Annotated in this window: 25 protein-coding genes, 1 tRNA gene and 1 other RNA gene; 6 read left to right on the plus strand and 21 right to left on the minus strand. The window is 67.3% G+C overall.

Features of this window, described 5'->3' with window-relative positions; all coding sequences use genetic code 11:
• Nucleotides 1-427: 427 nt before the first annotated feature.
• The 3 genes from ACFOOL_RS02575 to ACFOOL_RS02585 all read right to left on the minus strand — a co-directional run bounded on the left by ACFOOL_RS02575 (nt 428) and on the right by ACFOOL_RS02585 (nt 3,543).
• Nucleotides 428-504, minus strand: a tRNA-Arg gene (locus tag ACFOOL_RS02575).
• A 128-nt stretch (nt 505-632) separates the two neighbouring features.
• The gene (locus ACFOOL_RS02580) at nt 633-2,060 is read right to left on the minus strand and encodes a sensor histidine kinase (protein ID WP_380094595.1); all 1,428 of its coding nucleotides are present in this window, start codon (nt 2,058-2,060) and stop codon (nt 633-635) included.
• 49 nt (nt 2,061-2,109) lie between these two features.
• Entirely contained in the window at nt 2,110-3,543 is a 1,434-nt protein-coding gene (locus ACFOOL_RS02585; protein WP_380094597.1) for an FAD-dependent oxidoreductase, read from the minus strand.
• Between the two features lie 225 nt (nt 3,544-3,768).
• Between ACFOOL_RS02585 and rpmH the strand changes: the two genes are divergently transcribed.
• The 4 genes from rpmH to yihA all read left to right on the plus strand — a co-directional run bounded on the left by rpmH (nt 3,769) and on the right by yihA (nt 6,922).
• Nucleotides 3,769-3,903, plus strand: coding sequence for a 50S ribosomal protein L34 (gene rpmH / locus ACFOOL_RS02590; RefSeq protein WP_380094599.1), 135 nt, complete (start codon nt 3,769-3,771; stop codon nt 3,901-3,903).
• 15 nt (nt 3,904-3,918) lie between these two features.
• Nucleotides 3,919-4,326 (plus strand): ribonuclease P protein component, encoded by a 408-nt coding sequence (rnpA, locus tag ACFOOL_RS02595; RefSeq protein ID WP_380094601.1) that lies wholly within the window; start codon nt 3,919-3,921, stop codon nt 4,324-4,326.
• On the plus strand, nt 4,323-6,158 hold the full coding sequence (gene yidC, locus ACFOOL_RS02600) for a membrane protein insertase YidC (RefSeq protein ID WP_380094602.1): 1,836 nt from the start codon (nt 4,323-4,325) through the stop codon (nt 6,156-6,158). The genes rnpA and yidC overlap by 4 nt, the downstream gene beginning before the upstream one ends.
• Nucleotides 6,159-6,277: 119 nt before the next feature.
• Nucleotides 6,278-6,922: a ribosome biogenesis GTP-binding protein YihA/YsxC gene (gene yihA / locus ACFOOL_RS02605; protein ID WP_380094604.1), complete on the plus strand. Its 645-nt coding sequence runs from the start codon at nt 6,278-6,280 to the stop codon at nt 6,920-6,922.
• Between the two features lie 108 nt (nt 6,923-7,030).
• Here the strand turns inward: yihA and ACFOOL_RS02610 are convergent, their stop codons facing one another.
• From ACFOOL_RS02610 to ruvC, 12 genes are all read right to left on the minus strand, one after another.
• On the minus strand, nt 7,031-8,524 hold the full coding sequence (locus ACFOOL_RS02610) for a methyl-accepting chemotaxis protein (RefSeq protein WP_380094606.1): 1,494 nt from the start codon (nt 8,522-8,524) through the stop codon (nt 7,031-7,033).
• Nucleotides 8,525-8,587: 63 nt separating this feature from the next.
• Nucleotides 8,588-9,307, minus strand: a complete 720-nt coding sequence (locus tag ACFOOL_RS02615; protein ID WP_380094608.1) for a type 1 glutamine amidotransferase — start codon at nt 9,305-9,307, stop codon at nt 8,588-8,590.
• A 33-nt stretch (nt 9,308-9,340) separates the two neighbouring features.
• A complete protein-coding gene (gene msrB / locus ACFOOL_RS02620; RefSeq protein ID WP_380095899.1) occupies nt 9,341-9,808 on the minus strand; it encodes a peptide-methionine (R)-S-oxide reductase MsrB in 468 nt (155 codons plus the stop codon).
• Between the two features lie 690 nt (nt 9,809-10,498).
• A complete protein-coding gene (tolB, locus tag ACFOOL_RS02625; RefSeq protein ID WP_380094610.1) occupies nt 10,499-11,809 on the minus strand; it encodes a Tol-Pal system beta propeller repeat protein TolB in 1,311 nt (436 codons plus the stop codon).
• 65 nt (nt 11,810-11,874) lie between these two features.
• Complete coding sequence (locus ACFOOL_RS02630; RefSeq protein ID WP_380094611.1) at nt 11,875-13,032, minus strand: hypothetical protein; 1,158 nt, start codon at nt 13,030-13,032, stop codon at nt 11,875-11,877.
• A gap of 9 nt (nt 13,033-13,041) precedes the next feature.
• Complete coding sequence (gene tolR / locus ACFOOL_RS02635; RefSeq protein ID WP_380095901.1) at nt 13,042-13,473, minus strand: protein TolR; 432 nt, start codon at nt 13,471-13,473, stop codon at nt 13,042-13,044.
• A 7-nt stretch (nt 13,474-13,480) separates the two neighbouring features.
• On the minus strand, nt 13,481-14,182 hold the full coding sequence (gene tolQ / locus ACFOOL_RS02640) for a protein TolQ (RefSeq protein WP_380095902.1): 702 nt from the start codon (nt 14,180-14,182) through the stop codon (nt 13,481-13,483).
• 252 nt (nt 14,183-14,434) lie between these two features.
• Nucleotides 14,435-14,833, minus strand: coding sequence for a tol-pal system-associated acyl-CoA thioesterase (gene ybgC, locus ACFOOL_RS02645; protein WP_380094612.1), 399 nt, complete (start codon nt 14,831-14,833; stop codon nt 14,435-14,437).
• The gene (locus tag ACFOOL_RS02650; RefSeq protein WP_380094615.1) at nt 14,830-15,336 is read right to left on the minus strand and encodes an NUDIX hydrolase; all 507 of its coding nucleotides are present in this window, start codon (nt 15,334-15,336) and stop codon (nt 14,830-14,832) included. The genes ybgC and ACFOOL_RS02650 overlap by 4 nt, the downstream gene beginning before the upstream one ends.
• Nucleotides 15,333-16,370: a Holliday junction branch migration DNA helicase RuvB gene (gene ruvB, locus ACFOOL_RS02655; RefSeq protein ID WP_380094617.1), complete on the minus strand. Its 1,038-nt coding sequence runs from the start codon at nt 16,368-16,370 to the stop codon at nt 15,333-15,335. The genes ACFOOL_RS02650 and ruvB overlap by 4 nt, the downstream gene beginning before the upstream one ends.
• On the minus strand, nt 16,367-16,984 hold the full coding sequence (ruvA, locus tag ACFOOL_RS02660; RefSeq protein WP_380094618.1) for a Holliday junction branch migration protein RuvA: 618 nt from the start codon (nt 16,982-16,984) through the stop codon (nt 16,367-16,369). The genes ruvB and ruvA overlap by 4 nt, the downstream gene beginning before the upstream one ends.
• A complete protein-coding gene (gene ruvC, locus ACFOOL_RS02665; protein WP_380094620.1) occupies nt 16,981-17,487 on the minus strand; it encodes a crossover junction endodeoxyribonuclease RuvC in 507 nt (168 codons plus the stop codon). Before ruvC ends, ruvA begins: the two co-directional genes overlap by 4 nt.
• 167 nt (nt 17,488-17,654) lie before the next feature.
• On the opposite strand from ruvC, the gene ACFOOL_RS02670 reads away from it, so the two are divergent.
• Complete coding sequence (locus ACFOOL_RS02670; protein WP_380094621.1) at nt 17,655-18,398, plus strand: GGDEF domain-containing protein; 744 nt, start codon at nt 17,655-17,657, stop codon at nt 18,396-18,398.
• 13 nt (nt 18,399-18,411) lie between these two features.
• Here the strand turns inward: ACFOOL_RS02670 and ACFOOL_RS02675 are convergent, their stop codons facing one another.
• From ACFOOL_RS02675 to ACFOOL_RS02700, 6 genes are all read right to left on the minus strand, one after another.
• Complete coding sequence (locus tag ACFOOL_RS02675) at nt 18,412-19,158, minus strand: YebC/PmpR family DNA-binding transcriptional regulator (RefSeq protein WP_380094623.1); 747 nt, start codon at nt 19,156-19,158, stop codon at nt 18,412-18,414.
• A gap of 76 nt (nt 19,159-19,234) precedes the next feature.
• A complete protein-coding gene (locus tag ACFOOL_RS02680; RefSeq protein WP_380094625.1) occupies nt 19,235-20,056 on the minus strand; it encodes a TIGR00282 family metallophosphoesterase in 822 nt (273 codons plus the stop codon).
• Nucleotides 20,053-20,640, minus strand: coding sequence for a 5-formyltetrahydrofolate cyclo-ligase (locus ACFOOL_RS02685; protein WP_380094626.1), 588 nt, complete (start codon nt 20,638-20,640; stop codon nt 20,053-20,055). Before ACFOOL_RS02685 ends, ACFOOL_RS02680 begins: the two co-directional genes overlap by 4 nt.
• Nucleotides 20,641-20,691: 51 nt before the next feature.
• A non-coding RNA gene (gene ssrS, locus ACFOOL_RS02690) (6S RNA) lies at nt 20,692-20,849 on the minus strand.
• 75 nt (nt 20,850-20,924) lie between these two features.
• Nucleotides 20,925-21,296, minus strand: a complete 372-nt coding sequence (locus tag ACFOOL_RS02695; protein ID WP_380094628.1) for a cell division protein ZapA — start codon at nt 21,294-21,296, stop codon at nt 20,925-20,927.
• A 4-nt stretch (nt 21,297-21,300) separates the two neighbouring features.
• On the minus strand, nt 21,301-21,588 hold the full coding sequence (locus tag ACFOOL_RS02700; protein ID WP_380094630.1) for a DUF4164 family protein: 288 nt from the start codon (nt 21,586-21,588) through the stop codon (nt 21,301-21,303).
• Between the two features lie 242 nt (nt 21,589-21,830).
• Here ACFOOL_RS02700 and tkt point away from each other — a divergent pair, with 242 nt between their 5' ends.
• A complete protein-coding gene (gene tkt / locus ACFOOL_RS02705; RefSeq protein WP_380094631.1) occupies nt 21,831-23,804 on the plus strand; it encodes a transketolase in 1,974 nt (657 codons plus the stop codon).
• Nucleotides 23,805-23,821 lie beyond the last annotated feature (17 nt).

Here is a 23,821-nt window from a genome sequence, read left to right on the forward strand (position 1 = left end):
AGCCCCTTTTTCCTTAAGGACCAGCGGCTGTTAGAAATATTGCCTTCGCCATCCGACGAGCTTGCTCTTTCTCCAATTCTGCGCGACAAAGGAATACTGCCTAGCAGTTCAGAAATCGCGGTCTGGCTGTTAACAAGCTTCGACAGCACCAAATAAGGCGCAGCCCCCGGGCTGCGCCTTTAGTTTTTATTGCGACCTGGGCCGGGCGCGAGCCAACTCTGCTCCCGACAGGCCGCAGGCAACCGAGCGGCTTAGCGCCCAGAGCCTTCAGCACGTCGTGTGCGTCAACAAATCTTCCGCGTGTCACCGCGTCCCAGCTGTCGGGGAAGTGGACCAGCACAACGTCGAACTCGTTGCGAACGGCGTCGAAGCGGCAGGCTCCCGCATATCACAGAAGCCATTTTCCTAAACTAAAACAATAGGATAGTGGCGCGCCCGAAAGGATTCGAACCTCTGACCCCCAGATTCGTAGTCTGGTGCTCTATCCAGCTGAGCTACGGGCGCGCAGACCGACTTGTGCGGTTGGCTTGGGGAGCGGGCGCGGAGCGCTTCCGATCCCGAAGCGGGGCAACCCATACATGGCTGCATGGGTCATTGCAAGCGGGGGCGGTGCGATTTTCGTGGGGGAAGCGTCAAACCTCGGCGGAGCGGACCGGCAGCGTCAGGTCGAAGCGCGTTCCCGCCTCCACCTCGGCCAGTTCCAGCCGTCCGCCATGGGCCTCGACGATCTCCCGGGCGATGGCGAGGCCCAGCCCGGTGCCTCCGGCCCGGGCCGAGCCCTCGAAGGCGACGAACAGATTGTCCCTCGCCCGCTGCGGCAGGCCCGGCCCGTTGTCGATGACCGAGACGACGATCTCCTCCGCCTCTTGCCGGGCCCTCACCTCGATCCGGTTGTCGGGCCGGTCCCCCATGCGGCCTTCCAGCGCCTCGCGGGCATTCCTGAGCAGATTGGCCAGCGCCCGGCCGATCTGGCCGGCATCGGCGGTGATCTGCAGCGCCTCGGGCACCGCATTGGAAAAGGCGATGGCCGGGTTGCCGGCCGCATGCGCCTCCAGCGCCGCCTCCTCCACCAGCGGCCGCAGCAGGACCGGCGCCAGTTGCGGCACGATGGCCGCTTCCCGCCCGTAATCGAGCACCGACTGGGCGAAGCCGATGGCCTTGTCCAGCGTGGTCACCAGGCGCGGCGCCAGCAATTGCACCTTGGGATCGTCCAGCGTCGCCACCTGGTCGGAGAGCAATTGCGCCGAGGTCAGCGTGTTGCGCAAATCGTGGTTGATCTTGGCCACGGCCAGCCCCAGATCGGCCAGGTGCCGCCGCTGGCGCAGCATGGAGAACAAATCGCTCTCCATCGCCGCCAGTTCGCGCTCCAGGATGCCGATCTCGTCCCGCCGCTCCGAGGGCTCGAGAATCAGCGTGGCGTTTTCGGGCGCCTGCCGGAAGGCGAGCATGTTCGCCGTCAGCCGCAAGATCGGGTCGATGAACAGATGGCTGACCAGCATGTAGAGCGCGAAGGCGGTGACCGCCGCGATGCCGAGCGACACCAGCACGATATTGCGCGAATAATCCAGCATGTCGCGGCGCAGCGGCGCCTCGGGCATCAGGATTTCGACCAGGCTCTCGTCCAGATCGCCCGTGCCCACGATGCGCAGCGTGCGGCCCGGCCCGGCCAGCAGCGTGTCGAGCGCGCCCCAGATCTGGCTGGGCAGATCGCCCTGGCGCAGATCGGCGGTCGCCACCCGTTCGGGGGTGACCGGCTCGGTCAGTTCGATGAGCTGGCTCTGCCCCTCGCGGCGATAGACCACGGCATGGGCGCCGGCCGAATTGAGCAGCCGGTCGGTAAGCGTATGGGGCAGCGCCATGACGTCGGGCACCGCATCCAGCACCCGCGCCGCCACCACCCCGACCCGCAGCCGGTCCTCGAGCCAGGTGGCGCGGAAACTGGCGAGCGAAGGCAGATAGACGACGATCTCCACCAGCAGGATCACCCCGATAATGGTGGCGATCAGCTTGCTGGACAGGCCGGAAAACCGGCGGCTCATGACGCGGGGCAGGTCTTGCATCGTGCCCCGATCATATCAGGCCGGCAATCGGCGTCAGCCCCCCGCGGCCTCAGAACGGCACCAGCCGGCGCAGCGCCCCCAGCCGCTTCGCCCAGGCCGGCGGCTTCTGGTCCCCGAGGCAGTCCTCCCCCAGCGCGACGAGGCTGGCGGCAAGGCTCGGATGCGGCGCGGCGATCCCGGCCAACGCATCGAGCCCGATGCCCCGGTCCATCGCCATGGCCAGCATTCCGGCCAGTTCGGTCGCGCCCGGCCCCACCAGGCTGGCGCCCATGATCCGCCCCTGCGGCCCGGTCAGCACCTTGATGAGCCCCGCCTCCCGGCCCAGCGCCCTTGCCTGGTCGTTTTCGGCGAAATTTCCGCGATGGAGCCCATGGCCGGGGTGCAATCGGTCGACCGGCCCGGCGAGGCGCCCGATCTGCGCCAGCGCCGGATCGGTCATCACCAGCAGCGGCTGCGCTCCCGGCCGGCGGCGCGGCAGGCCGAGCACTATCGTCTCCACCACCGCGCGGCCATGGCTGAGCGCATGATGCCACTGATCGATGCCCGCCGCCGCGCCCACCACCCGCACGCGGCGATTGGCGGTCCGGCCCAGGGGCCCGGGCGCAAGCCGGCTTCCATCGCCGCGCCGCCCGTGCAGCCGTGCCGCCTCCGGCGCGAGCGTTTCGATATCGGGCGCGGCGCCCGCCGCCAGCAGGATATGGGAGAGATCGAGCGCGACCTCCCCGCGGCCGGGCAGCTCGACCAGGGCGCCGATGCCCTGCGATCGCGGCTGGATGGCCCGCACCACCCCGCCATCCTCCACCCGCACTCCCTCCCCGGCCAGAAGGTCGAGCAGGATGCCGGCTGTCTCGGCATCGTGGCCGGCAAGGGCGCGCCCCTGCGGCACCAGCGTCACCTCCGAACCCAGCCGCGCGAAGGCCTGCGCCAGCGCGAAACCGGCCGCATCGCCCCCGATGACGAGCAGGTGCGTCAGCTTGCGCGTATTGTCCAGAATGGTGTCGGGCGTGAAATAGCCGGCCTCCTCGAGCCCGGGAAGCGCCGGCACGAGGGGACGCGCCCCCACCGCGAGGATGAAGCCGCCGGCCCGGATCCGCGTGTCCCCGACCGCCAGCGTGCGGGGATCGATAAAGCGCGCCGCCCCGCTCACCACCGCGATGCCCAGCGCCGTCAGCCGCTCATGGCCGTCGAGCGGGGCCCGTGCCGCGGCCACCTGCCGCGCCCGCTCCTGCACCGCCTTGAGGCTGGGGGAAGGGTCGGCGGCGGCAAGGCCCAGCGCCGCCGCGCCGCGCATCTGCTCCGCCCGCGCCGCGCTCGCCTGCAGCGCCGCGACCCGCGCCGCCTGCTGCGGCCCGTCGCCCGGCTCGGGCGGCCCGCGATCCACCAGCGTCACGCTGGCGCCCAGGCGCCGCGCGTGGAGGGCCAGCGCGATGCCCAGCGCGCCCGCGCCCACAATGCACAGATCGGGTCGTGAATGATCCGCCATGTCCGCCACTGGCCTGAAGCAATTCCCTTTCTTATGCTGGGGAAAGCCGCGCTTGACAACCGGCTCCTCCGGCGGGCCGGAAGCGTCGAGGCGCGTTGACTTGGCCGGCGCTTTTCCCTATAGACGCCACCAATCCGACAGGCGGCGCGGCTTGCCCGCCCCATAGGCTATTTCTGCGTCAAGCAGCAGCAAGAAGAGGAACCGTGCCCGGCGCGGTTTGATGTCATGAAGCGTACATTCCAGCCCAGCAAGCTCGTGCGTGCCCGCCGCCACGGTTTCCGTGCCCGCATGGCGACCAAGGACGGCCGCACCATCATCAATCGCCGCCGCGCCATGGGCCGCAAGAAGCTCTCGGCCTGACGGATCTCCGTCCGGATGGCGGCCGAAACGCCCCCGCCCGAGGTTGAATTGCGCCGTCTCCGGCGGCGCTCGCAGTTTTTGAGAGCCGCCCGGGGCAGTCGCGCCGGGCGCTCTGCGTTTGGCCTGCAGATGGCCGCCTCTCCCGAGGCGGCGCCGGGCGTCGGCTTCACCGTCACCAAGAAGGTGGGCAACGCGCCCGAGCGCAACCGCATGAAGCGGCGGCTGCGGGCGGCTGCGGCGGCCTCCGCGCGTGACTTTCGCCCCGGACACGACTATGTCCTGCTGGCGCGGCGCGAGGCCCTGAGCCTGCCCTTCGCCAAACTCGTCGCCGATCTCGGCGGCCTCATCGCCCGCGTGCACGAGAACGCCGCAGGCGGCAAACGCAATAATTCGGGCCGCGGCCAACGGAACGCCAGACCATGAACTCTGACAATCGCAATGTGATCCTCGCCGTCGTGCTCAGCATGTTCGTCCTGTTCGGCTGGCAGTTCTTCATTGCCGGCCCGCAACTCGAACAGGCCCAGCGCCAGGCCGAGATTCGCGCCGCCCAGGAGGCCCAAACCGAAAATCTGGCCCTGCCCCGGACCGGTACGGAAGCCGAAGCCGATGCGGCGCCCGAAGTCGGTGCCGCCCCGGTCTTTGCCGACCGCGACAGCGCCCTCGCCGCCACCGGGCGCGTTTCCATCCAGACCGCCGACCTCGAAGGCTCGATCAACCTCGTGGGCGCGCGCATCGACGATCTGGAACTCAAGCAATATCGCGAGACGGTCGACCCCGATTCCCCCATCATCGCGCTGTTGAAGCCCGCCGGCCTTCCCGACGCCTATTTCATCGAGCAGGGCTGGGCCGCCGCCGCCGGCTCCAGCATCGCCCTGCCCAACGGCCAGTCGGAATGGACGCTGGAGGGCGAGGCCGGAACGCTCACCGCCCAGTCTCCGGTGACCCTGCGCTACGACAATGGCGAGGGCCTGGTGTTCCGCCGCACCTTCGCGGTGGACGAGCATTACCTGTTCACCGTCACCCAGACAGTGGAGAACCAGGGCACGGGCGACGTGGCCCTCTTCCCCTATTCGCGCGTCGTCCGCCACGGCGATCCCAAGGTGCAGAATTTCTTCATCCAGCACGAGGGGCCTATCGGCGTATTGGGCGCGAACAATTACGTGGCGCGCAAATATCACGATCTGCAGAACGAGCGGCAGGTGGATTTCTCCTCTACCACCGGCTGGCTCGGCATCGCCGACAAATACTGGGCCACCGCCGTGCTGCCCGCGCCGGGCACCGGCATCAATGCCCGCTTCGCCTATACGCTCACCGGCGGCACCAACGTCTACCAGTCCAACTATGTCGAGACCCAGCCGGTCATCGTCCCGGCCGGCGGCTCGGTCAGCCACGAGGCCTATGTGTTCGCCGGCGCCAAGGAAGATCAGGTCATCGCCTCCTATCAGGACCGCTATGGCTTCGACCGGCTCGAACTTCTGATCGACTGGGGCTGGTTCCACTTCTTCACCAAGCCCATGCACTGGCTGCTGGTGACGCTCTATGGCCTGCTGGGCAATTTCGGCCTCGCCATCCTGGCGGTGACCGTCATCGTCAAGGCGCTGTTCTTCCCGCTGGCCAACCGCTCCTACGCCTCCATGGCCGCCATGCGCCGCGTGCAGCCGGAGATGAAGGCCATCCAGGAGCGCCTCAAGGACGACCGCGCCGCCCAGCAGCAGGCGATGATGGAGCTCTACAAGAAGGAGAAGATCAACCCGCTCAGCGGATGCTGGCCCGTCCTCATCCAGATCCCGGTCTTCTTCGCGCTCTACACCGTCATCTTCATCAGCCTCGAAATGCGCCACGCGCCCTTCTTCGGCTGGATCCGGGATCTGGCGGCGCCCGACCCGACCAATATCTTCACCCTGTTCGGCCTCATCCCGTGGGACCCCACCATGGTGCCGATCCTGGGCTCCTTCCTGCATCTGGGCGTCTGGCCGGTGGTCATGGGCATCACCATGTGGGTGCAGATGCGCCTCAATCCGCCCCCGCCCGATCCGACCCAGGCGATGATCTTCAACTGGATGCCGGTGATCTTCACCTTCATGCTGGGCACCTTCCCCGCCGGCCTCGTGATCTATTGGGCCTGGAACAACCTGCTCTCTATCGTCCAGCAATGGGTGATCATGAAGCGCCATGGCGTCGAGGTGAACCTGCTGGGCAATATCGTGGACAGCCTGCGCCGCAAGCCCAAGACCAACGAGGCGGCCAAGTCCTGATGGGAAGCCGGCTTTTCCCCAACGTCATCACCGGGCTCGTCCCGGTGATCCATGTCTGAGCGCGGGGGAAATGGATTGCCGGGACAGGCCCGGCAATGACGATGAACGAAGGGGGCAGCATGAGCACCACCGATTACGACCCCCTGATGATCGAGCGCGGCCGGCTGCTGTTCGCCCGGCCCATCGTCTTCGTCAAAGGCTGCGTCAGCCTCGCCGACCTGCCGCCCATGGACCGGGTGGAGATCGCCTTTGCCGGCCGCTCCAATGTGGGCAAGTCGAGCCTCATCAATGCCCTGTGCGGCACTTCGGGTCTCGCGCGCACCTCCAACACTCCCGGGCGCACCCAGGAGCTCAACATCTTCGAGAGCCAGAGCGAGAATCTGCGCCTCGTCGACATGCCCGGCTACGGCTATGCCCGCGCCCCCGAACCCAAGGTCAAGGCCTGGACGCAGCTCGTCCATCGCTATCTCACCGGCCGGGCGACGCTGCGCCGCGTCTATCTGCTGATCGACAGCCGCCACGGCCCCAAGGACAACGATCTGTCGGTGATGAACGAGCTCGACCGCGCCGCGGTGAGCTATCAACTGGTGCTGACCAAGATCGACAAGCCCTCGGCGCGGGACCTCGAGGCGGTGGTGAGCCGCACCATGGCCGTCATCGCCAAACGCCCCGCCGCCCATCCCGGCCTCATCCTCACCTCGAGCGAAAAGGGCACCGGGCTCGACCAGCTCCGCACCGAGATCGCCCTGTTGCTGGAAGACTGACCGGCCCGCTCGCGCCTTCCATTGTCAGGCGGAATCAACGCCTTCTTGCTCCCCTCCCCCATGAGGAGGAGGGGTCGGGGGCCTTCGGTGTTCCGCAAAGCCACCGGCTCAGGCCGCCCGCTCCTCCCGCCGCTGGCGCTGCTGCCCCTCGAGACGGAACACGGCGACGATCCGGTCGAGCTCGCCCGCCTGCGCCTCGGTCTGCTCGATGGCGGCATTGGTCTGTTCCACCAGCGCCGCATTGTGCTGGGTGATCTCGTCCATCTGCCCCATCGCCACATTGACCTCGTCTATGGCCACGGCCTGCTGCCGGCTGGCGGTGGCGATCTCCCCGATCAGCGCCGCGCTTTCGGTCACCGAGGCGTTGAGCGCGCTGATCCGCTCGTCGATCTGCAACACCACCCTCGTGCCGGCCTGCACCTCGCCGGCCGACAGGTCGATGAGCTGCTTGATTTCCGCGGAGGCCCCCGCCGCGCTTTGGGCGAGCCGCCGCACCTCGACCGCGACGACGGCGAACCCCTTGCCCGCCTCCCCGGCCCGCGCCGCCTCCACCGAGGCGTTGAGCGCCAAAAGATTGGTCTGGAAGGCGATGTCGTCGATCAGTCCGATGATATTGGAGATTTTGGCGGACGACGCCGAAATCTGCTCCATGGCCCGCGTCGCCGCCTCCATGGCCGCGCCGCTTTCCACCGCGATGCGCGAGGCCGCGCCCACCGAGCGGTTGGCGTCTTCGGCGCGGGCGGCATTGGCGCCCACCGTCGCCGACACTTGCCTGATCGTGGCCGAGGTTTCCTCCACCATCGAGGCCTGCCGCCCGGTGCGTTCGGCCAGATCGTTGGAGCCGGCCAGGATTTCCCCGGTCGCCACCTTGAGCTGCCGCGAGGTTTCCTGCAGATCGCCCATCACCCGGGCCAGCCGGTCGGCCACCGCATTGGTGTTGTCGCGCAGTGCCGCAAAGGCCCCGGTGAATTCCCCGCTCACCCTCTGGGTGAGATCGGCCCGCGCCAGTCCCGACAGCACCCGGCCGGTGCCCGTCAGCCCCTCGTCCAGCGCCGCCAGCAGCGCGTTGACCTCGGCGGCCAGTTGCCGCAGTTCCGCCTGCTGATAGTCCGCCGCGACGCGGCGGGAAAGATCGCCCTGCATCACCGCCTGCAGGGTCGTGCGCAGGTCCTCGGTCAGCCGGTCCGAGGCGCGGCGGCGCAGCCCCGCCTCGTCATTGCGCTGCCGCTCGCTCTCTTCCATTTCCGCCTGCTGCACCAGCGCCTCGCGGAACCGTCCGAAGGCGTCGAACATGACGGTGAGCTCGTCCTGCGCCTGCTGCGCGGGAATCTCGACCCGGGTATCGCCCGCCGTCAGCGCGCCGGTGATGCCCACCAGCGCCGCGAGGCGCCGCGACACCACGTGCTGGAACAGCATGAAGACGGTGGCGCAGCCGGCGGCCGCCGCCGCTCCCGCCGCCATCAGCGGCAGGATGATCTCCATGTTTCCCAACTCCAGCAGCCGCACCAGCGCATAGCCGCCGAACCCGATGACCGGGGCGCCGAAGCCCAGAAAGGCGAAAACGAGTTTATGGGTGATGGAAAGACGCCCGAAGCCGCGCATGAGAGAAAAACCCGGATGCTGAAATGTCCGCGCGACCCTCCCTCATCCAGGGTTAATTCCGTCTTATCGGCGCGCCGCCGCCGCCGTCATGAACCGCGCGATATAGTCGCGCAGCAGGGCGCTGTCCGAAGCCTCCGCGAAGGAGGCCACCGCCCGGTCCACCACCGCGTCCGGCGCCCGCCCGCGCCGCAATTGCGCCAGCTCCAGCGCGAATTCGTCGCGGAATTCCGGATGCGGCTGGAAGCTCAGCGCCTGCCCGGTGTCATAGAACAGGCCCGCATGGGGCGCGAACTCCGAGGCCAGCACCACTTCGGCCCCGGGCGGCGGCACGATCACCTGGTCCTGGTGCGAACAGGCGATGGCCAGCGTTTCGGGCGCGTCGGCCATGAAGCCGGGCCGCTCGACGACGCGGTAGCGATGCCGTCCCATGCCCCAGCCCTTCTCCGATTTGCGCACTTCCCCGCCCAGCGCCTCGGCCATGATCTGATGGCCGAAGCAGATGCCCAGCATCGGCGTCCGCGCCGCATGGGCCTTGCGGATGAACGCGCGCAGCGGTTCGAGCCAGGCGTGATCCTCATAGACGCCGGCCGGCGATCCGGTGATGACGATCCCCTCCAGCCCCGCCGGATCGGGCAGTTCCGCCCCGTCGCAGGCGCTGATCACCTCATAGGTGAAGGGCAGGCCCGAGGCGTCGAACATGGCGCGGAACATGTCGGGATAGGATTCGAACCGCGCATCGAGCGGCGCCGGCACGCGGCCGGCTTCGATGATCGTGAGTTTCATGGCTCATCGCATAGGCCGGTTTGCCCGGTCCGATCAAGCCGCCGGCACGAATTGCAGCGCCAGCCCGTTGATGCAATAGCGCAGGCCGGTGGGTGGCGGACCGTCCTCGAACACATGGCCCTGATGCCCGCCGCAATTGCCGCAATGCACCTCGACCCGGCTCATCCCCAGCGTGTTGTCCTCTTTCGTGCCGATCGCCCCGGGCAGGAAATCCCAGAAACTGGGCCAGCCCGTCCGGCTGTCGAACTTGGTCTCGGATGCGAACAGCGCCTGCCCGCAGCCGGCGCAGCGGAATGTGCCGGCCCGTTTTTCCTCGTTGAGGGGCGAGCTGAACGCCCGTTCGGTCTCCTCATGGCGCAACACGCCATAGACCGCCGGATCGAGCCGCGCCCGCCATTCCGCATCGCTGAGCTGGAACGGAAAACTCTCCTCGGCCCGCAGACCCGCCGTCATGGCAACGAAGGACGCGGCCCCGGCCAGCAACAGATCGCGACGGCGCATGGCCATGACGTCTCTCCTCTCGCTGAGCCACCCCAGATCACCACTTCCGCCTCAACCGGTCCAGCCCGTCACGACAGATTGAGCGAGCCCCGCGCCACCCCTTTCCCCTTGTGGGAGAGGGATAGAATAATCTGCGTTCAGCAGATTATTCAGGGTGAGGGGTTCTCTCCGCGCACTCGATACTGGTGAAGAGCCCCCACCCCCCGAAAAGAACTTATCCCCGTCCCCTGGCTGCCGCCCTATCCTTTGTCCATCCCCGCCGCACACGCGGCTCCGACGCAGGGCCGGGCGGGGAGCATCGGATGGAGAAGGCGTTCTCCTGCGGGGGTAGAAAATTGGCAGCCGGGCCTGCGATAACGGCACCGCCTGAATCCAGACCCCTCAAGCAAGCCGGTGGCGTGACGGGCGGCCCTTGGCTCCCATTGTACAAAAAGGTCGAGTCAAAGGCCGCCCGTTACCCGTGAAACCGCAAAGCCAAAAGGCCGGGCGGCAAATGCGCACGTCCGGACGCCGGAGCGCCTAGCGGCTTTCATGTTTTGACGGAATCGGCGACCAGCGCTCCCTCCCCCTTGAGGGGAGGGTTGGGGAGGGGGTGGGTTTGGCGGATCACCGAAGGACCCCCACCCCTGACCCCTCCCCTCAAGGGGGAGGGGAGCAAGAAAGCGCTGATCCGCTTGACAGTGAAAGGCTCTAGCTGCGCAGCCCCGACCAGGCCGGGTCCGAGGCATAGCTTTCGGTGGGGATGGTCTGCACGCTCCGCCCCCAGATATCGACGCTCATCAGGCGCGGGCCGTCATTGCCGCCGGGGTCCTGGAAGAACATGATCACCCGGCCATTGGGGGCCCAGCTCGGCCCTTCGGCGTGATAGCCCGAATAGAGCAGGCGCTCGCCCGAGCCGTCCGGGTTCATGATGCCGATATGGAACTGGCCGCCCGACTGGCGGGTGAAGGCGATGAGATCGCCCTTGGGCGACCACACCGGCGTGGAATAAAGGCCCTGGCCGAAGCTGACGCGCTGGGCGTTGCCGCCGCCCGCGCCCATCATGTAGATCTGCGGGGAGCCGCCCCGGTCGCTTTCGAACACGATGCGCCCGCCATCTGGCGAATAGGAAGGGCCGGTATCGATGGCGGCGCCAGAGGTGAGCTGCATCGGCTGCCCGCCCCCGGTGCCCACCGCATAGATATTGGTGGCGCCGGCCTGTTCCACCGAAAAGGCGACGGTGCCGCCATCGGGCGAGAAGCGCGGGGCGAAGGTCATGGCGCCCACCGAGGCGAGACGCTGCTGCCGCCCGGTTGAGAGCTGCAGCAGATAGACCTGCGGATTGCCGTCGGCGAAATTCATATAGGTGACCAGATCGCCATTGGGCGAGAAGCGCGGCGTCAGCGCCATGGAGGAGCCGTCGGTGAGATAGCTCACATTGGCCCCGTCCTGGTCCATGATCGCCAGCCGCCGCGTCCGGTTGGCCTTGGGGCCGCTTTCGGCCACATAGACCACGCGGGTGTCGAAATAGCCCGAGCCGCCCGAAAGCTGCTCGTAAATGGCGTCCGAGACCATATGGGCGATGCGGCGGGCCGAATTGGGATCGGTATTGTAGCTCTTGCCCACCACCTGGCTGGCCTGCTGGGTGTCCCAGACCCGCACCGAGGCGGAAATCTGCCCCCCGCGTTCCACCGCGCCCATCACCACCCCGTCGACATTGGCGGTGCGCCAGACATTGAAGTCGGGCGTGTTGTTGACGTCGCCCACCCGCACCGGCAGCGAGGCGGGATCGAGCGGCAGGAACAGGCCCGAGCGCCGCAGATTGGCCCGCACGATATCGGCGATCTCCCGGCCGAAATTGGGGTCCGAGGAGGCGAAATCCGGAATGGCGATGGGCAGGGGCTGGAAATTGGCGCCTTCGACCACGATGCGCAATTGCGCCAGGGACATGGGAGCAGTCGCCAGCAGGGCGCCGCCTGCCAGACCGAGCTTGAGCGCCGCGCGCCGCGTAAGAAGGGTCATGTTGTTGTTTCTCTCCGGTCTTGCCGCTGGGCCGCAGTTTGGCCAGCAAACGGGCAAATTCAAGGTCAGGGTCTCAGTTCGACTTCGATCTGGCGCCATTGCTCGTAAGCATCCGCCGAAAGCATGGAATAGGGGCCGCATTGCATCACCGCACGCTGCGCCGCGCGGGCGATGGCCTGCCCCGCCGCCGACTGGTCGGCTAGGAGCACCTGTGGCGTGCCGTTGACGCTGCCGTCGCGGTTCATCGCCACCCGCAGGGTCACGTTCATGCCGCTGTTGAAGTCGCTGGGCAGCAGGTTCCAGCAGGTCTTGATCCGCGCCACCAGCCCGTCGATGGCGGTCTGGCTCAGCCGCGCCGAGGTGCCGGTAGTGTCGCCCAGCGTCGGCGAGCCGCCCTGCCCGGTGGTCGCGCCGGTGGTGGGGGCATTGTTGATAATGTTCGAGATCTGGTCCGCCGTTTCCGCGTCGATCCGGGTCGCCGGCGCCTGCTGGGCCTGCCGCGCGGCGGCCTGGCGCTGGCGCTCTTCCTCCTCGCGTTTCCGGCGGTCCGCCTCGGCGGTGCGCGCCTGCTGACGCACCTGTTCCAGATCGGCGGGCCGCGAAGTCGGCAGTGCCACGTTCACCTGCGGCTGCGCCGGTTCGGGCGTGGGCTCGGGCTCCGGCTCCGGCTCCGGCTCCGGCGCTGGCTCCGGCTCTGGTTCAGGTTCAGGCACCGGTTCGGGCTCGGGTTCCGGCTCGGGCGCCGGGCTCGGCTCCGGCGCGAGGTCGGACGGACGGTTCATGGGCATGGTCGGTGCCACCGGCGCCGGCGTCGGCTCGGGTTCGGGGGCCGGTTCCGGCTCCGGCGCAGGTTCGGGCGCTGGCTCCGGTTCGGGCTCGGGCATGGGTTCGGGCTCCGGCTCGGGAGCCGGAGCCTGTTCGGTCACCGGGGCGGGCGTGGGAATATCGGCCGGCGACGGGGTCGCCTGGTCCTGCTCCGTATTGCCGGTAGGCTGCGCCAGCTCGGCCGGCTGCTCCGATTCGACCGCCGAAGGCGCATCGGTCTCCACCACCTCGCTGTCGAGCTGGCCCATGCGGATATTGGAGAATTCCTCGATCGGCACGAGATCGACCGCGATCGACTGCACGCTGGGCTGCAACGGCTCGGTCCATCCCAGATTGATGAGGCCGAGGGTCAGCAGCACGACATGGGCAGCGATGGAGACGGCGAGGCCCGTGCGCATGGCGGCGGCCTATCGTTCACGCTCGGTGACGAGCCCGATCTTGGTGAAGCCGGCGGCCGAAAGCGTTCCCATCACCCGCATCACCGTGCCGTAATTGGCGGTGGTGTCGCCGCGCAGATAGATGCGGTCCTCCGGAGTGGCCAGCGCCGTGACGGTCGCGACCAGTTCGGCCTCCGAAACCTGCGTCTCGTCGACGAACACCGTCCCCTCCGGCGTCACCGCCACGGTGACCGGGCGGGTCTGGCTGGGCATTTCATTGGCGGCGGTGCGCGGCAAATCCACCGGCACGCCCGCGGTCATCATCGGCGCCGCCACCATGAAGATGATCAGCAGCACCAGCATGACGTCGACCATCGGCGTCACGTTGATCTCGCTCATCACCGCATGTCTCTTGCGGCGCCGGCGTCTTCCGCCACCATTGCCGCCTGTCGCGGCGCCCATCCCCATGTCAGCTTCTCCGCGCTTCGAGCTGGCGGGACAATATGGTGGAGAATTCGTCGGCGAAGCCCTCGAGCCGGCCCACCATCTTGCCGGCATCGGAGGACAGCTTGTTATAGGCGATCACCGCCGGAATGGCCGCGACGAGCCCGATGGCGGTGGCAAACAGCGCTTCGGCGATGGGCCCGGCCACCACCGCCAGATTGGTGTCCGAGGACGCCGCGATATTGGTGAAGGCGTTCATGATGCCCCAGACCGTGCCGAACAGCCCGATGAACGGCGCCGCCGCCCCCACCGTGGCGAGAAAGCCCAGCCGCTTTTCCAGATATTCGCTCTCGCGGGAAATGGCGACGTCGAGGACCTTGTCGAGCCGTTGCTGGATGCCCACGAAGCTGGCGGCATTCTGCTCGTGGCTGCGCTTCCACTCCTTCATCGCCGCCACGAACACCGCTCCCAGCCCGCCGGAGGGCTTTTCCGCCTGCTGCTGATAGAGTTCCTCGAGCGACTGTCCCGACCAGAAAGTCCGCTCGAAGCGGTTCATCTCCGACCGGGCCCGCCGATAGGTGATGGTCTTGTCGATGATGATGGCCCAGCACCACACGGATGCGGCCAGCAGCCCCAGCATCACCGACTTGACGACGAAATCCGCCGCCCAGAACAGGCCCCAGATGGACAGGTCGGCATGCGGCGCGGCGGCCCCAACTGCATCCATGGCTTCCATGAAGAACGATCCCTTTCGACCGGCCAAACGTCAAACTGTCGGCTCCAGGCGGCAAAACCGGCAAGCGCTCCGCCTGGCAACGCGCTGGCCCCAGGCGTCGTGCGATGGGGACCAAATCTGTCAAAATTAAGAGAAATGCCCGCCTTTCCGGGGCCCCGATGGCCCGGCGCGCGGCAAATCCGCCTTTGCGCCTTTTATGGTCACCAAAGGGTTAAAAAAGAGACTCCGGCGCCATCCGCCCGGCTAGGCGCCCGCCCCGAGGCGTTGCCGCAGATCGGCGGGCAGGCGGGCCGGCCCGCCGCCGGTCCGGATCGCCACCACCAGCACCTCGGCGCTGGTCAGGATCGCCTGCTCACGCATAATTGTCTGGCGCAACGCCAGCCGCACGCCGGTGCTCTCGACCACTTCGGTGGTGACCGTGAGCAGGTCGTCTATGCGCGCCGCGGCGATAAATTCGATCCGCATTGAGCGCACGGCGAAGGCGATGCCCTTTTCGGCCAGCTCGGAATGGTGGATGCCCAGGTCGCGGAGGAATTCGGTCCGCCCCCGCTCGAAGAATTTGAGATAGGCGGCGTGATAGACATTGCCGGAAAAATCGGTGTCTTCGTAATAGATGCGGACTGGAAAACTATGCCGGGTCATTCCACCGCCTCGTCTTCGTGGAACACGACATGCTCCGGCGCGCCCGGGAGCGCACGCAACCGCGCCGCCAGCCAGGGCGGCAGCAGGCATGCCTCTTTCAAAGCGGATCCCTTGAGGGGCAGCCAGGAGAATTGCAGCAGGTGTCCTTCATCCTCGCGCACGAGGAAAGGCTGCTCGCCATCCGGCCGTACATGCTCGGGCAGCTCGATGGCATAGATGAAGCCGAGCTCGTGATAGCGGTCCCCCTCGCGGCCATAAAAGCTTTCCGAGGTGAAGAGCAGCGGGCCCACTTCGACCGGCATGACCAGTTCCTCGGCCATTTCACGCACCAACGCCACCTTGCTTGGTTCGCCCATCTCGACGCGGCCGCCGGGCAGCATGCAATAGCTGTCATCGTCCTCGCGGCAGACCAGCACATGCCCGTCGCGGATGGCCACCCCCGCCACGCGATAGTTGAAGCAGGTGCCCGCGACCGGAAAGCTCAGCGGGAGGCGCTCGTTCATTCCTCCTCGCCACCGAACAGGCTGGACTGGAGCCCCGCAAAGCCCTGCGGCACGATCTTGCCCAGATGCTGGAAGGCGATGGCGGTCAGCATGCGGCCGCGCGGCGTGCGCTGGATGAACCCCTGTTGCAGCAGGTACGGCTCGACGATCTCCTCGATGGCGTCGCGCGGTTCGCTGAGGGCGGCGGCGATGGTCTCGATGCCCACCGGCCCGCCATTGTAGAAGTCGGCGATGGTGGTGAGATAGCGGCGGTCGAGCAGGTCGAGCCCGCGCGCATCGACGTCGAGACGCAAAAGCGCCTTGTCGGCCAGCACGTCGTTGACTTCCCCCGCCCCTTCCACCTGCGCGAAATCGATGACGCGCCGCAACAGCCGGCCGGCGATGCGCGGCGTGCCCCGGGAGCGCCGCGCCACCTCCAGCGCCCCATCGGGCGACATCGGCATGCCCAACAGGCGCGCGCCCCTGGTGACGATCTGCACCAGTTCCTCGGGCGTATAGAAGTTGAGCCGGACGGGAATGCCGAACCGGTCGCGCAGCGGCGTCGTCAGCAATCCCGCTCTCGTCGTCGCGCCGACCAGCGTGAACTTGGCCAGGTCGATGCGCACCGAACGGGCGGCCGGCCCCTCGCCGATAATGAGGTCGAGCTGGAAGTCCTCCATGGCCGGATAGAGCACTTCCTCGATGGCCGGGTTGAGCCGGTGGATTTCGTCGATGAACAGCACGTCGCGTTCCTCGAGATTGGTCAGCAGTGCCGCCAGATCGCCGGCCTTGGCGATGACCGGGCCGGACGTGGCACGGAAGCCGACGCCCATCTCCCGCGCGATGATCTGCGCCAGCGTGGTCTTGCCAAGCCCCGGCGGGCCGACGAACAACACGTGATCGAGCGCCGAGCCGCGCTTGCGCGCCGCCTCGATGAACACTTCCAGATTGGCGCGCGCCGCCGCCTGTCCGACGAAATCGCCGAAGCCCGAGGGGCGCAGCGAGACGTCGAGGGAATCGTCGCGGCCGGCGGCCGCCGAGGTCAGGCTGGTCAACTGCTCAACTCCCTCAGGCCCAGGCGGATCAGTTTTTCGGTGGCGGCATCATCGCCCTCCCGGGAAACGACCCGCGCCACCGCCGCCGAGGCCTGGGCACTCGAATAGCCCAGATTGGAGAGGGCCGAAACCGCGTCGGCGATATTGCCCGAGGCGACGCCCTCGCCCAGGGCCGCCTGGAGACCCAGCGTACCGGCATCGACCGCGCCCATGGCCGGCACCTTGCCCTTGAGTTCGGTCACGACGCGCAGCGCCAGCTTGGGCCCGACGCCATTGGCGCGCCCGATCAGCGCCTTGTCCTGCAATGCCACGGCGCTGGCCAGTTCCGAGGGCGACAATACCGAAAGGATGGACAAGGCCACGCGCGCGCCCACGCCCTGCACCGTGGTCAGCAGGGTGAACCAGTTCTTTTCCGTCTCGTTGGCGAAGCCGTAAAGGCGGATGAAATCTTCGCGCACGATGGTCTCGACGAAGACCACCGCCGCCTCGCCCACGCGGGGCAGCGCCTGCAGGGTGCGGCTCGAGCAGGACACCGTGTAGCAGACGCCCCCGCAATCGATGAGCACGAAATCGTCGCCGAAGCTGTCGACCAGCCCCTTGAGCTTGCCGATCATGCCGGAACCCTCATGCGGCGGGCGGAGGCGCGATGGTGGGCGTGGCAGATGGCGATGGCGAGCGCGTCGGCGGCGTCGGCCCCCTTGAACTGCGCCGTCGGCAGCAGGGTCCTCACCATCAGCGCCACCTGGTTCTTGTCGGCATGGCCGGTGCCCACCACGGATTTCTTGATGAGATTGGCCGCATATTCGGCCACCGGCAGGCCGCGCAGCGCCGGCGTCACCAGCACGACGCCCCTCGCCTGCCCCAGGATAAGCGCCGAGCGCATGCCCGCATTGACGAAGGTTTCCTCCACCGCCGCCTCGTCGGGCGCATGCTGGTCGAATATGAGATTGAGCCCGGCAGCCAGCGCCGCCAGCCGCCCCGCCAGCGGCCCCTCGACCGGCGGTGTCAGCGTGCCGCCGGCCACGAAACCCAGCCGGTTGTCCACAGCTTCGATAATGCCCCAGCCGCATCGCCGCAGGCCGGGATCGATGCCGATGATTCGCAATGGTTTGGTCATGATCTTCCTTGTAGATCGCCCCCATCATCCTACCAAGGGCAAAGTGAACAAAGAGGCAACGAAATTGGGAGCAGACCGATATGAATAAAATTGCGCCCATGCCGCATACGTCGAATTCAGGAAGCCCTCCTAGGTTCGGCGCGGGGACTGAAGGACACGGAACGACCATGAGCCGAGCACGCAGAACGCTCTCGAGGCCAGCCTGGCTGCGAGTCTACCGACTCACCGGGCTGCTGAGCGCCGTCTCCGTTGTCTTGTCCATCATCTTCACCAATCTCATCATGGAGACCTTTTCGGCCGGCATCAACGTGCCCGGCCTCATGGTGTCCATCTTCACCCCTTTGCTGCTGGGCACGCCGCTGATCGGCATCATCCTCTACAAGCAGGAACAGTTGCGCGAAGCCAATTCCCGGCTCGAGCGCCTCGCCTCCACCGACTGGCTGACCGGCTGCCTCAATCGCGGCGCCTTCACCGCCGAGGTGACGCGCCTGCTCGGCCAGCCCAGGACTTATGGAGCGATGCTGGTGGTCGATGTCGACCACTTCAAGACCGTCAACGACAGGCTGGGCCACGACCGGGGCGACGATGTCCTGAAACTGATCGCCGAGGCGCTGGCCCGGGCCGTCGGTGCGGACGCGCTGCTGGGACGGCTGGGCGGCGAGGAGTTCGGGATTTTCCTGCCCCAAGCCGACGACAAGGCGGCACGCAAGATCGCCGAGACCATTCGCGACGCCGTCGCCCGGATCGGGCTGGTGTTCGAGGGCCGCTCCTATCCGCTGTCCATCAGCGTGGGCGGCGCCACCTTCGAGGGTCCCAGCGATTTCCGCAGCCTTTATCGGCTGGCCGACGACTTCCTCTACCGGGCCAAGGCGGCCGGGCGCGACCGGGTCGCGCTGAGTTCGGCCGCCTGATCCGGGCCGGGCGTCAGCCCTCCAGCTTGGCGGCGTCTTCCTCGCTCATGTCGAAATTGGAATAGACGTTCTGCACGTCGTCATCCTCTTCGAGCGTGGCGATGAGCTTCATCAGCGTCGCACCCTTTTCGGCGTCGATCTGGGTCTGGTTCTGCGGCCGCCAGATCGCCTTGACCGACTCGGCCTCGCCCAGGACCTTTTCGAGTTCGGCCGAGACCTCGGCCATGCCCTCGAAGCTGGTGTAGATATAGTGGGCGTCTTCCTCGCTCTCGACATCGTCGGCCCCGGCCTCGATGGCCGCTTCCATGATGCTGTCTTCCGAGCCCGCGGTCGCCGGATAGGTGATCTCCCCGACCCGGTCGAACATGAAGCCCACCGAGCCGGTTTCACCCAGCGCGCCACCATTCTTGGAGAAATAGGAACGGACATTGGAGGCGGTGCGGTTGCGATTGTCGGTCAGCGCCTCGACGATGACGGCGACGCCCCCCGGCCCGTAGCCCTCGTAGCGCACTTCCTCGTAGTTCTCGCTCTCGGTGCCCGACGCCTTCTTGATGGCGCGGTCGATATTGTCCTTGGGCATGGACTGGGCGCGGGCATTGGCGACGGCGAGGCGCAGCCTGGCGTTGAACGCCGGATCGGGCTGGCCCATCTTGGCGGCGACGGTGATCTCTCGGGCGAGTTTGGAGAAGATCTTGGAGCGCGCCGCGTCGCTCTTGCCCTTGCGGTGCATGATGTTCTTGGCGTGGGAATGGCCAGCCATGAGAAACCTCGACAGGGATGGTCTTGAAATCGGCCCGCTTATAGGTGCAGAGCCGGCAAAAGGAAAGCTCGGCCGCTCAGCCCGGAAACTCCGGCAGCGTCTGGGCCAGCACGCCGCCCAGGCGCAGCGGCGCGACATGGCGGGCCAGGCCCGTGCCCGGCTCGGTCTCGACCGCGACGCCGCACAGCGTCGCCTCGCCCTCGGCGGGGTTGAACCTTCCATTGGGCAGGCCGGTCAGGAAGCGGTTGAGCGGCTCGTCCATGTCTACCCCGATGACGGAATCGAAGTCGCCGCACATGCCGGCATCGGCCATCAGCGCCGTGCCTCCCCTCAGGATGCGATGGTCGGAGGTGGGGATATGGGTATGGGTGCCCACCACCAGCGTGGCCCGGCCATCGAGGAAATGGCCCATGGCCTGGATTTCGGAGGTCGCCTCGGTGTGGAAATCGACGATGACCGCGTCGGCCTGCTCGCCCAGCGGGCAGGCGGCGATGGCCGCTTCCACCGCCCGGAACGGATCGTCGATGGGGGGCATGAACACCCGACCCAGCGCATTGACCACCAGCACCCGGTGGCCGTTGCGCCCCTCCGCCAGCATCGCCCCCCGCCCCGGCGTGCCCGGAGCGTAGTTGATCGGCCGGACCAGGGCGGGCTCGCGCTCGATATAGCTCAGCGCCTCGCGCTGGTCGAAGGCATGGTCGCCCAGCGTGACGATATCGGCGCCCGCGTCGCGCAGGCCCCGATAATGGTTCTCGATGAGCCCCTTGCCATGGCTGGCGTTCTCGCCATTGACCACGACGAAATCGAACGCGTAGCGCGCGATCAGCCCCGGCAGGCGCTCGGCCACGGCCTCCCGGCCGGATCGGCCCACCACGTCGCCCAGAAACAGCAGCCTCATGCGGGCGACCCGAAAAAGCGCGCGCCCTCTTCGGTGACGACGGCATCGAGCGGCAGATCATGGGCGTCGCGCGGAATATGGGGCAGTTCCTGGCCGGAAAAGGCGAGCCCCACCAGGCGCGGCTTGCGCGCCAGCGCCGCCAGCGTGCGGTCGTAATACCCGCCGCCATAACCCAGCCTCGTTCCCGCCGCATCGAAACCCAGCAACGGCACCAGAACCAGGTCCGGCGCGGCGCGCGGCGCCAGCTCGGACGGGGCGAGCGTGCCGAAACCGGCCTCGTAAAGCGGCGCGTCGGCCTCCCAGAGGCGCAGGTCCAGCGGCGCCTCGGCGCCAAGCACCACCGGCAGCAGCACCGCCTGCCCGCTATCCATCAGGCGGATAAGGATCGGCCGGCAGTCGAGCTCGTCGCGGATACGCCAATAGCCGGCGATCACGTCGTCTTTCCCATAGGTGATCCGCTCGAAGAAATGCCCGGCCACCGCCCGGGCGGCCTCCTCGCGAAAATCCTCGGAAAGGGCGGCGCGCGCCTGGCGGGCCTGAGTGCGCAGCACGGCTTTCGCCTCCTCGATCGCCGTATCCGCCATGCCTGCTCTAATCTCTTCGTCTTGCATCCTCCCGCCGGAGGCCGCGATAAATCAGGTGCCGCCCTGGCCGTGGGCATCTCGATCCCGGGAACCTACTCACGTAGGTGGGCGCCGTGTGTCCGGGCCCACGGGCCCGGTCAGGGACAGCTCCCTTAGGATCGATTAAGGCCCCGGGGATATGAATGTCCTCACGCGCCGGGCAGCAGCCCAGATATAGGCGCTTCATCGCCCCGGTGCAAAGCGGCAAAGCGGATTTTACCACACCGGCAAAGGCGAAAGGCCGCTCAGGGAAGCAGGGCGGTCCGCTCGATGGTGCCGGCGACGCCTTCGAGCGCCCGCGCCGCTTCCTCGAGCTTGCCGGCAAAGCGGGCTTCCACCGCTTCCAATTCCTCGGCGAGCGCCTGCCCCGCCTCCGTCAGCTCGGCCACCTGCGCTTCCAATGCGGCGATGCGGCGCTCGGCCTGGCTCAATTCGTCCAGCACGGAAATGCCGGCCATGACCGTCAGGCGATTGTCCCCGATCTCGCCGACGGCGCTCTTGAGGCCTTCCACCTGCGCATCGAACCGCTGCGCCAGGCCGATCAGCCGGGCCTGCTGGCCTTCCTCGCAGGCCATCCGGTATTTGCGGCCATTGATCTCGACATTCACCTCGGGCATCCGCCTACTCCGCCTTCGCCAGCACCGACCGGACCGTTTCCATCGCCTCGACCAGCCGGCGCGACACTTCGTGCGCGCTGTCGTCGAGGCGCTTGGCCCGCGCCGCCGTCTTGTCGAGCTCGGTGGCCAGCCGTGCCCGCTCATGCACCAGCCTCTGGGTGTCGACCTCGATGCGCTGATGGCGCTGGATACGGGCGCCCAGTTCGCGCACGCTGTCTTCCAGCCGCTCCATGGCCCGGTCGAACCGGGCGGCGGCCGAGGCCAGCTCATCTTGAAGTTCCGTCTCACTCATGGCCGCTACCGCCCTCAGGACGCTTCGATTCCTGCAGGCACAGCGTGACTCAGAGATTGTGTCATTGCAACCGTGCATCGCCGGCAAACCCCGGGAAACCCGGCCTGGGACACAGGCGAATCGCCTCTGCCGACATTGACAGGCAAGCCGAACCTGTTATGGCTCGAACCGCCTCGGGGAGGAGGCCGGCTTCGGCGCCCCCGAGAAGTCCTGAGCCTTCCTTCAACAGAGCGGTCCTTCCGATGACGAACACAGCCCAGCAGAACGATTTGGCCAATGCGATCCGGTCCCTCAGCATGGACGCGGTCGAAAAAGCCAATTCCGGCCATCCCGGCCTGCCCATGGGCTGCGCCGACATCGCCACCGTGCTCTTCACCAAGGTTATGAAGTTCGATCCCGCCGATCCGCACTGGCCCGATCGCGACCGCTTCATCCTCTCGGCCGGTCACGGCTCCATGCTGCTCTATTCCGCGCTCTATCTGCTCGGCTATGAGGACATGACCATCGAGCAGATCAGGAATTTCCGCCAGCTCGGCTCCAGGACCGCCGGTCACCCCGAATTCGGCCACGCCACCGGCATCGAGACCACCACCGGTCCGCTCGGCCAGGGCCTCGCCAATTCCGTCGGCTTCGCCGTCGCCGAAGCCAAGCTCGCCGCCGAGTTCGGCCCGGAGCTCGTCGATCACCACACCTGGGTGCTGGCCGGCGACGGATGCCTGATGGAGGGCATCTCCCAGGAGGCGATCTCGCTCGCCGGACATTTGAAGCTCAACAAGCTCACCGTCATCTGGGACAACAACAATATCACCATCGACGGCAAGGTCTCCAACGCCGATTCCACCGACCAGATCGCCCGCTTCCAGGCGGTGGGCTGGAACACCATCGAGATCGACGGCCACGATCAGGATGCCGTCGAAAAGGCCCTGCTCGAGAGCCGGAGCTCCGACAGGCCCACCCTGATCGCCGCCAAGACCACGATCGGCTTCGGCGCGCCCAAGAAGGCCGGCACCGAAAAGGTGCATGGCTCGCCGCTCGGGACCGAGGAACTGGCCGGCGCCAAGGCGGCTTTGGGCATCACCTACCCCGCTTTCGAAATTCCCGCCGCCATTCTGGATGCCTGGCGCGCCGCCGGCAAGCGCAGCCAGAACCTGCGCGGGGAATGGCAGGCCCGCCTAGACCGGTCCGACAGGAAGGACGAGTTCACCCGCCGCATGGAGGGGCGCCTCCCCGCCGATCTCGCCGGGGCCATGGCCGCATACAAACAGAAGCTCGCCGCCGACATGCCCAAGGTGGCCAGCCGCAAGGCCAGCCAGATGGCGCTCGAAATCATCAACAAGCACGTGCCCGAAACCCTGGGCGGCTCGGCCGACCTCACCGGCTCCAACCTGACCAATACGCCCGAGACCGTGCCCTTCCAGGCCGACAACCGCACCGGCCGCTACATGATGTACGGTATCCGCGAGCATGAAATGGCCGCGGCGATGAACGGCGTCGCGCTGCATGGCGGGCTCATCCCCTATGGCGGCACCTTCATGGTCTTTACCGACTATGCCCGCCCTGCCATCCGCCTCTCGGCGCTGATGGAGCAGCGCGTCATCTATGTGATGACCCACGATTCCATCGGCCTGGGCGAAGACGGCCCGACCCACCAGCCGGTGGAGCATCTGTCGGCCCTGCGCGCCATTCCGAACCTGCTGGTGCTGCGCCCGGCCGACGCCATGGAAACCGCCGAATGCTGGGAGCTGGCGCTGCAAAGCGAAAAGTCGCCCTCCATCCTGGCGCTTTCCCGCCAGAACCTGCCGGCCCTGCGCGAGCAGTATTCGGCCGAGAACAAGAGCGCCCGGGGCGCCTACACTCTGGTCGGTCCGGCCGATGCCGATGCGGTGATCTTCGCCTCCGGCTCGGAAGTGTCCATCGCCGTCGAGGCGCGCAAGCAGCTTGCCGAAAAGGGCGTCTCGGCCCGTGTGGTCTCGGTGCCCTCGATGGAGCTGTTCGCCCGGCAGTCCGACGCCTACAAGGCCGAGGTGATCGGCAATGCCAGGGCCCGCGTCGCGGTGGAAGCCGGTATCGAAATGAGCTGGTCCAGGCTGCTCGGCGACAAGGGCCGCTTCGTCGGCATGCATGGTTTCGGCGCTTCCGGCCCCATCGAGGCGCTCTATGACCACTTTGGCATTACGCCGAAGGCCGTTGTTGAAGCCGTCATCGCCCAAGTGTAAGAGAGCCACGCCTCCCT

Source organism: Devosia honganensis, from assembly GCF_042648785.1.
In the GTDB taxonomy this organism is placed as follows: Bacteria; Pseudomonadota; Alphaproteobacteria; order Rhizobiales; family Devosiaceae; genus Devosia; species Devosia honganensis.

Coding starts and splice junctions, on each gene's coding strand:
- ruvC (WP_380094620.1), bottom strand. CDS start 17,487: ATGACCAAACCATTGCGAATCATCGGCATCGATCCCGGCCTGCGGCGA.
- ACFOOL_RS02685 (WP_380094626.1), bottom strand. CDS start 20,640: ATGGCGGATACGGCGATCGAGGAGGCGAAAGCCGTGCTGCGCACTCAG.
- ACFOOL_RS02615 (WP_380094608.1), bottom strand. CDS start 9,307: ATGAAACTCACGATCATCGAAGCCGGCCGCGTGCCGGCGCCGCTCGAT.
- msrB (WP_380095899.1), bottom strand. CDS start 9,808: ATGCGCCGTCGCGATCTGTTGCTGGCCGGGGCCGCGTCCTTCGTTGCC.
- ACFOOL_RS02680 (WP_380094625.1), bottom strand. CDS start 20,056: ATGAGGCTGCTGTTTCTGGGCGACGTGGTGGGCCGATCCGGCCGGGAG.
- yidC (WP_380094602.1), top strand. CDS start 4,323: ATGAACTCTGACAATCGCAATGTGATCCTCGCCGTCGTGCTCAGCATG.
- ACFOOL_RS02700 (WP_380094630.1), bottom strand. CDS start 21,588: ATGAGTGAGACGGAACTTCAAGATGAGCTGGCCTCGGCCGCCGCCCGG.
- tolB (WP_380094610.1), bottom strand. CDS start 11,809: ATGACCCTTCTTACGCGGCGCGCGGCGCTCAAGCTCGGTCTGGCAGGC.
- rpmH (WP_380094599.1), top strand. CDS start 3,769: ATGAAGCGTACATTCCAGCCCAGCAAGCTCGTGCGTGCCCGCCGCCAC.
- tkt (WP_380094631.1), top strand. CDS start 21,831: ATGACGAACACAGCCCAGCAGAACGATTTGGCCAATGCGATCCGGTCC.
- tolR (WP_380095901.1), bottom strand. CDS start 13,473: ATGGGCGCCGCGACAGGCGGCAATGGTGGCGGAAGACGCCGGCGCCGC.
- ruvA (WP_380094618.1), bottom strand. CDS start 16,984: ATGATCGGCAAGCTCAAGGGGCTGGTCGACAGCTTCGGCGACGATTTC.
- ACFOOL_RS02670 (WP_380094621.1), top strand. CDS start 17,655: ATGAGCCGAGCACGCAGAACGCTCTCGAGGCCAGCCTGGCTGCGAGTC.
- ACFOOL_RS02650 (WP_380094615.1), bottom strand. CDS start 15,336: ATGAACGAGCGCCTCCCGCTGAGCTTTCCGGTCGCGGGCACCTGCTTC.
- ACFOOL_RS02675 (WP_380094623.1), bottom strand. CDS start 19,158: ATGGCTGGCCATTCCCACGCCAAGAACATCATGCACCGCAAGGGCAAG.
- ACFOOL_RS02610 (WP_380094606.1), bottom strand. CDS start 8,524: ATGCGCGGCTTCGGGCGTCTTTCCATCACCCATAAACTCGTTTTCGCC.
- rnpA (WP_380094601.1), top strand. CDS start 3,919: ATGGCGGCCGAAACGCCCCCGCCCGAGGTTGAATTGCGCCGTCTCCGG.
- ACFOOL_RS02630 (WP_380094611.1), bottom strand. CDS start 13,032: ATGCGCACGGGCCTCGCCGTCTCCATCGCTGCCCATGTCGTGCTGCTG.
- ACFOOL_RS02695 (WP_380094628.1), bottom strand. CDS start 21,296: ATGCCCGAGGTGAATGTCGAGATCAATGGCCGCAAATACCGGATGGCC.
- ACFOOL_RS02580 (WP_380094595.1), bottom strand. CDS start 2,060: ATGCAAGACCTGCCCCGCGTCATGAGCCGCCGGTTTTCCGGCCTGTCC.
- ybgC (WP_380094612.1), bottom strand. CDS start 14,833: ATGACCCGGCATAGTTTTCCAGTCCGCATCTATTACGAAGACACCGAT.
- ACFOOL_RS02585 (WP_380094597.1), bottom strand. CDS start 3,543: ATGGCGGATCATTCACGACCCGATCTGTGCATTGTGGGCGCGGGCGCG.
- tolQ (WP_380095902.1), bottom strand. CDS start 14,182: ATGGATGCAGTTGGGGCCGCCGCGCCGCATGCCGACCTGTCCATCTGG.
- yihA (WP_380094604.1), top strand. CDS start 6,278: ATGAGCACCACCGATTACGACCCCCTGATGATCGAGCGCGGCCGGCTG.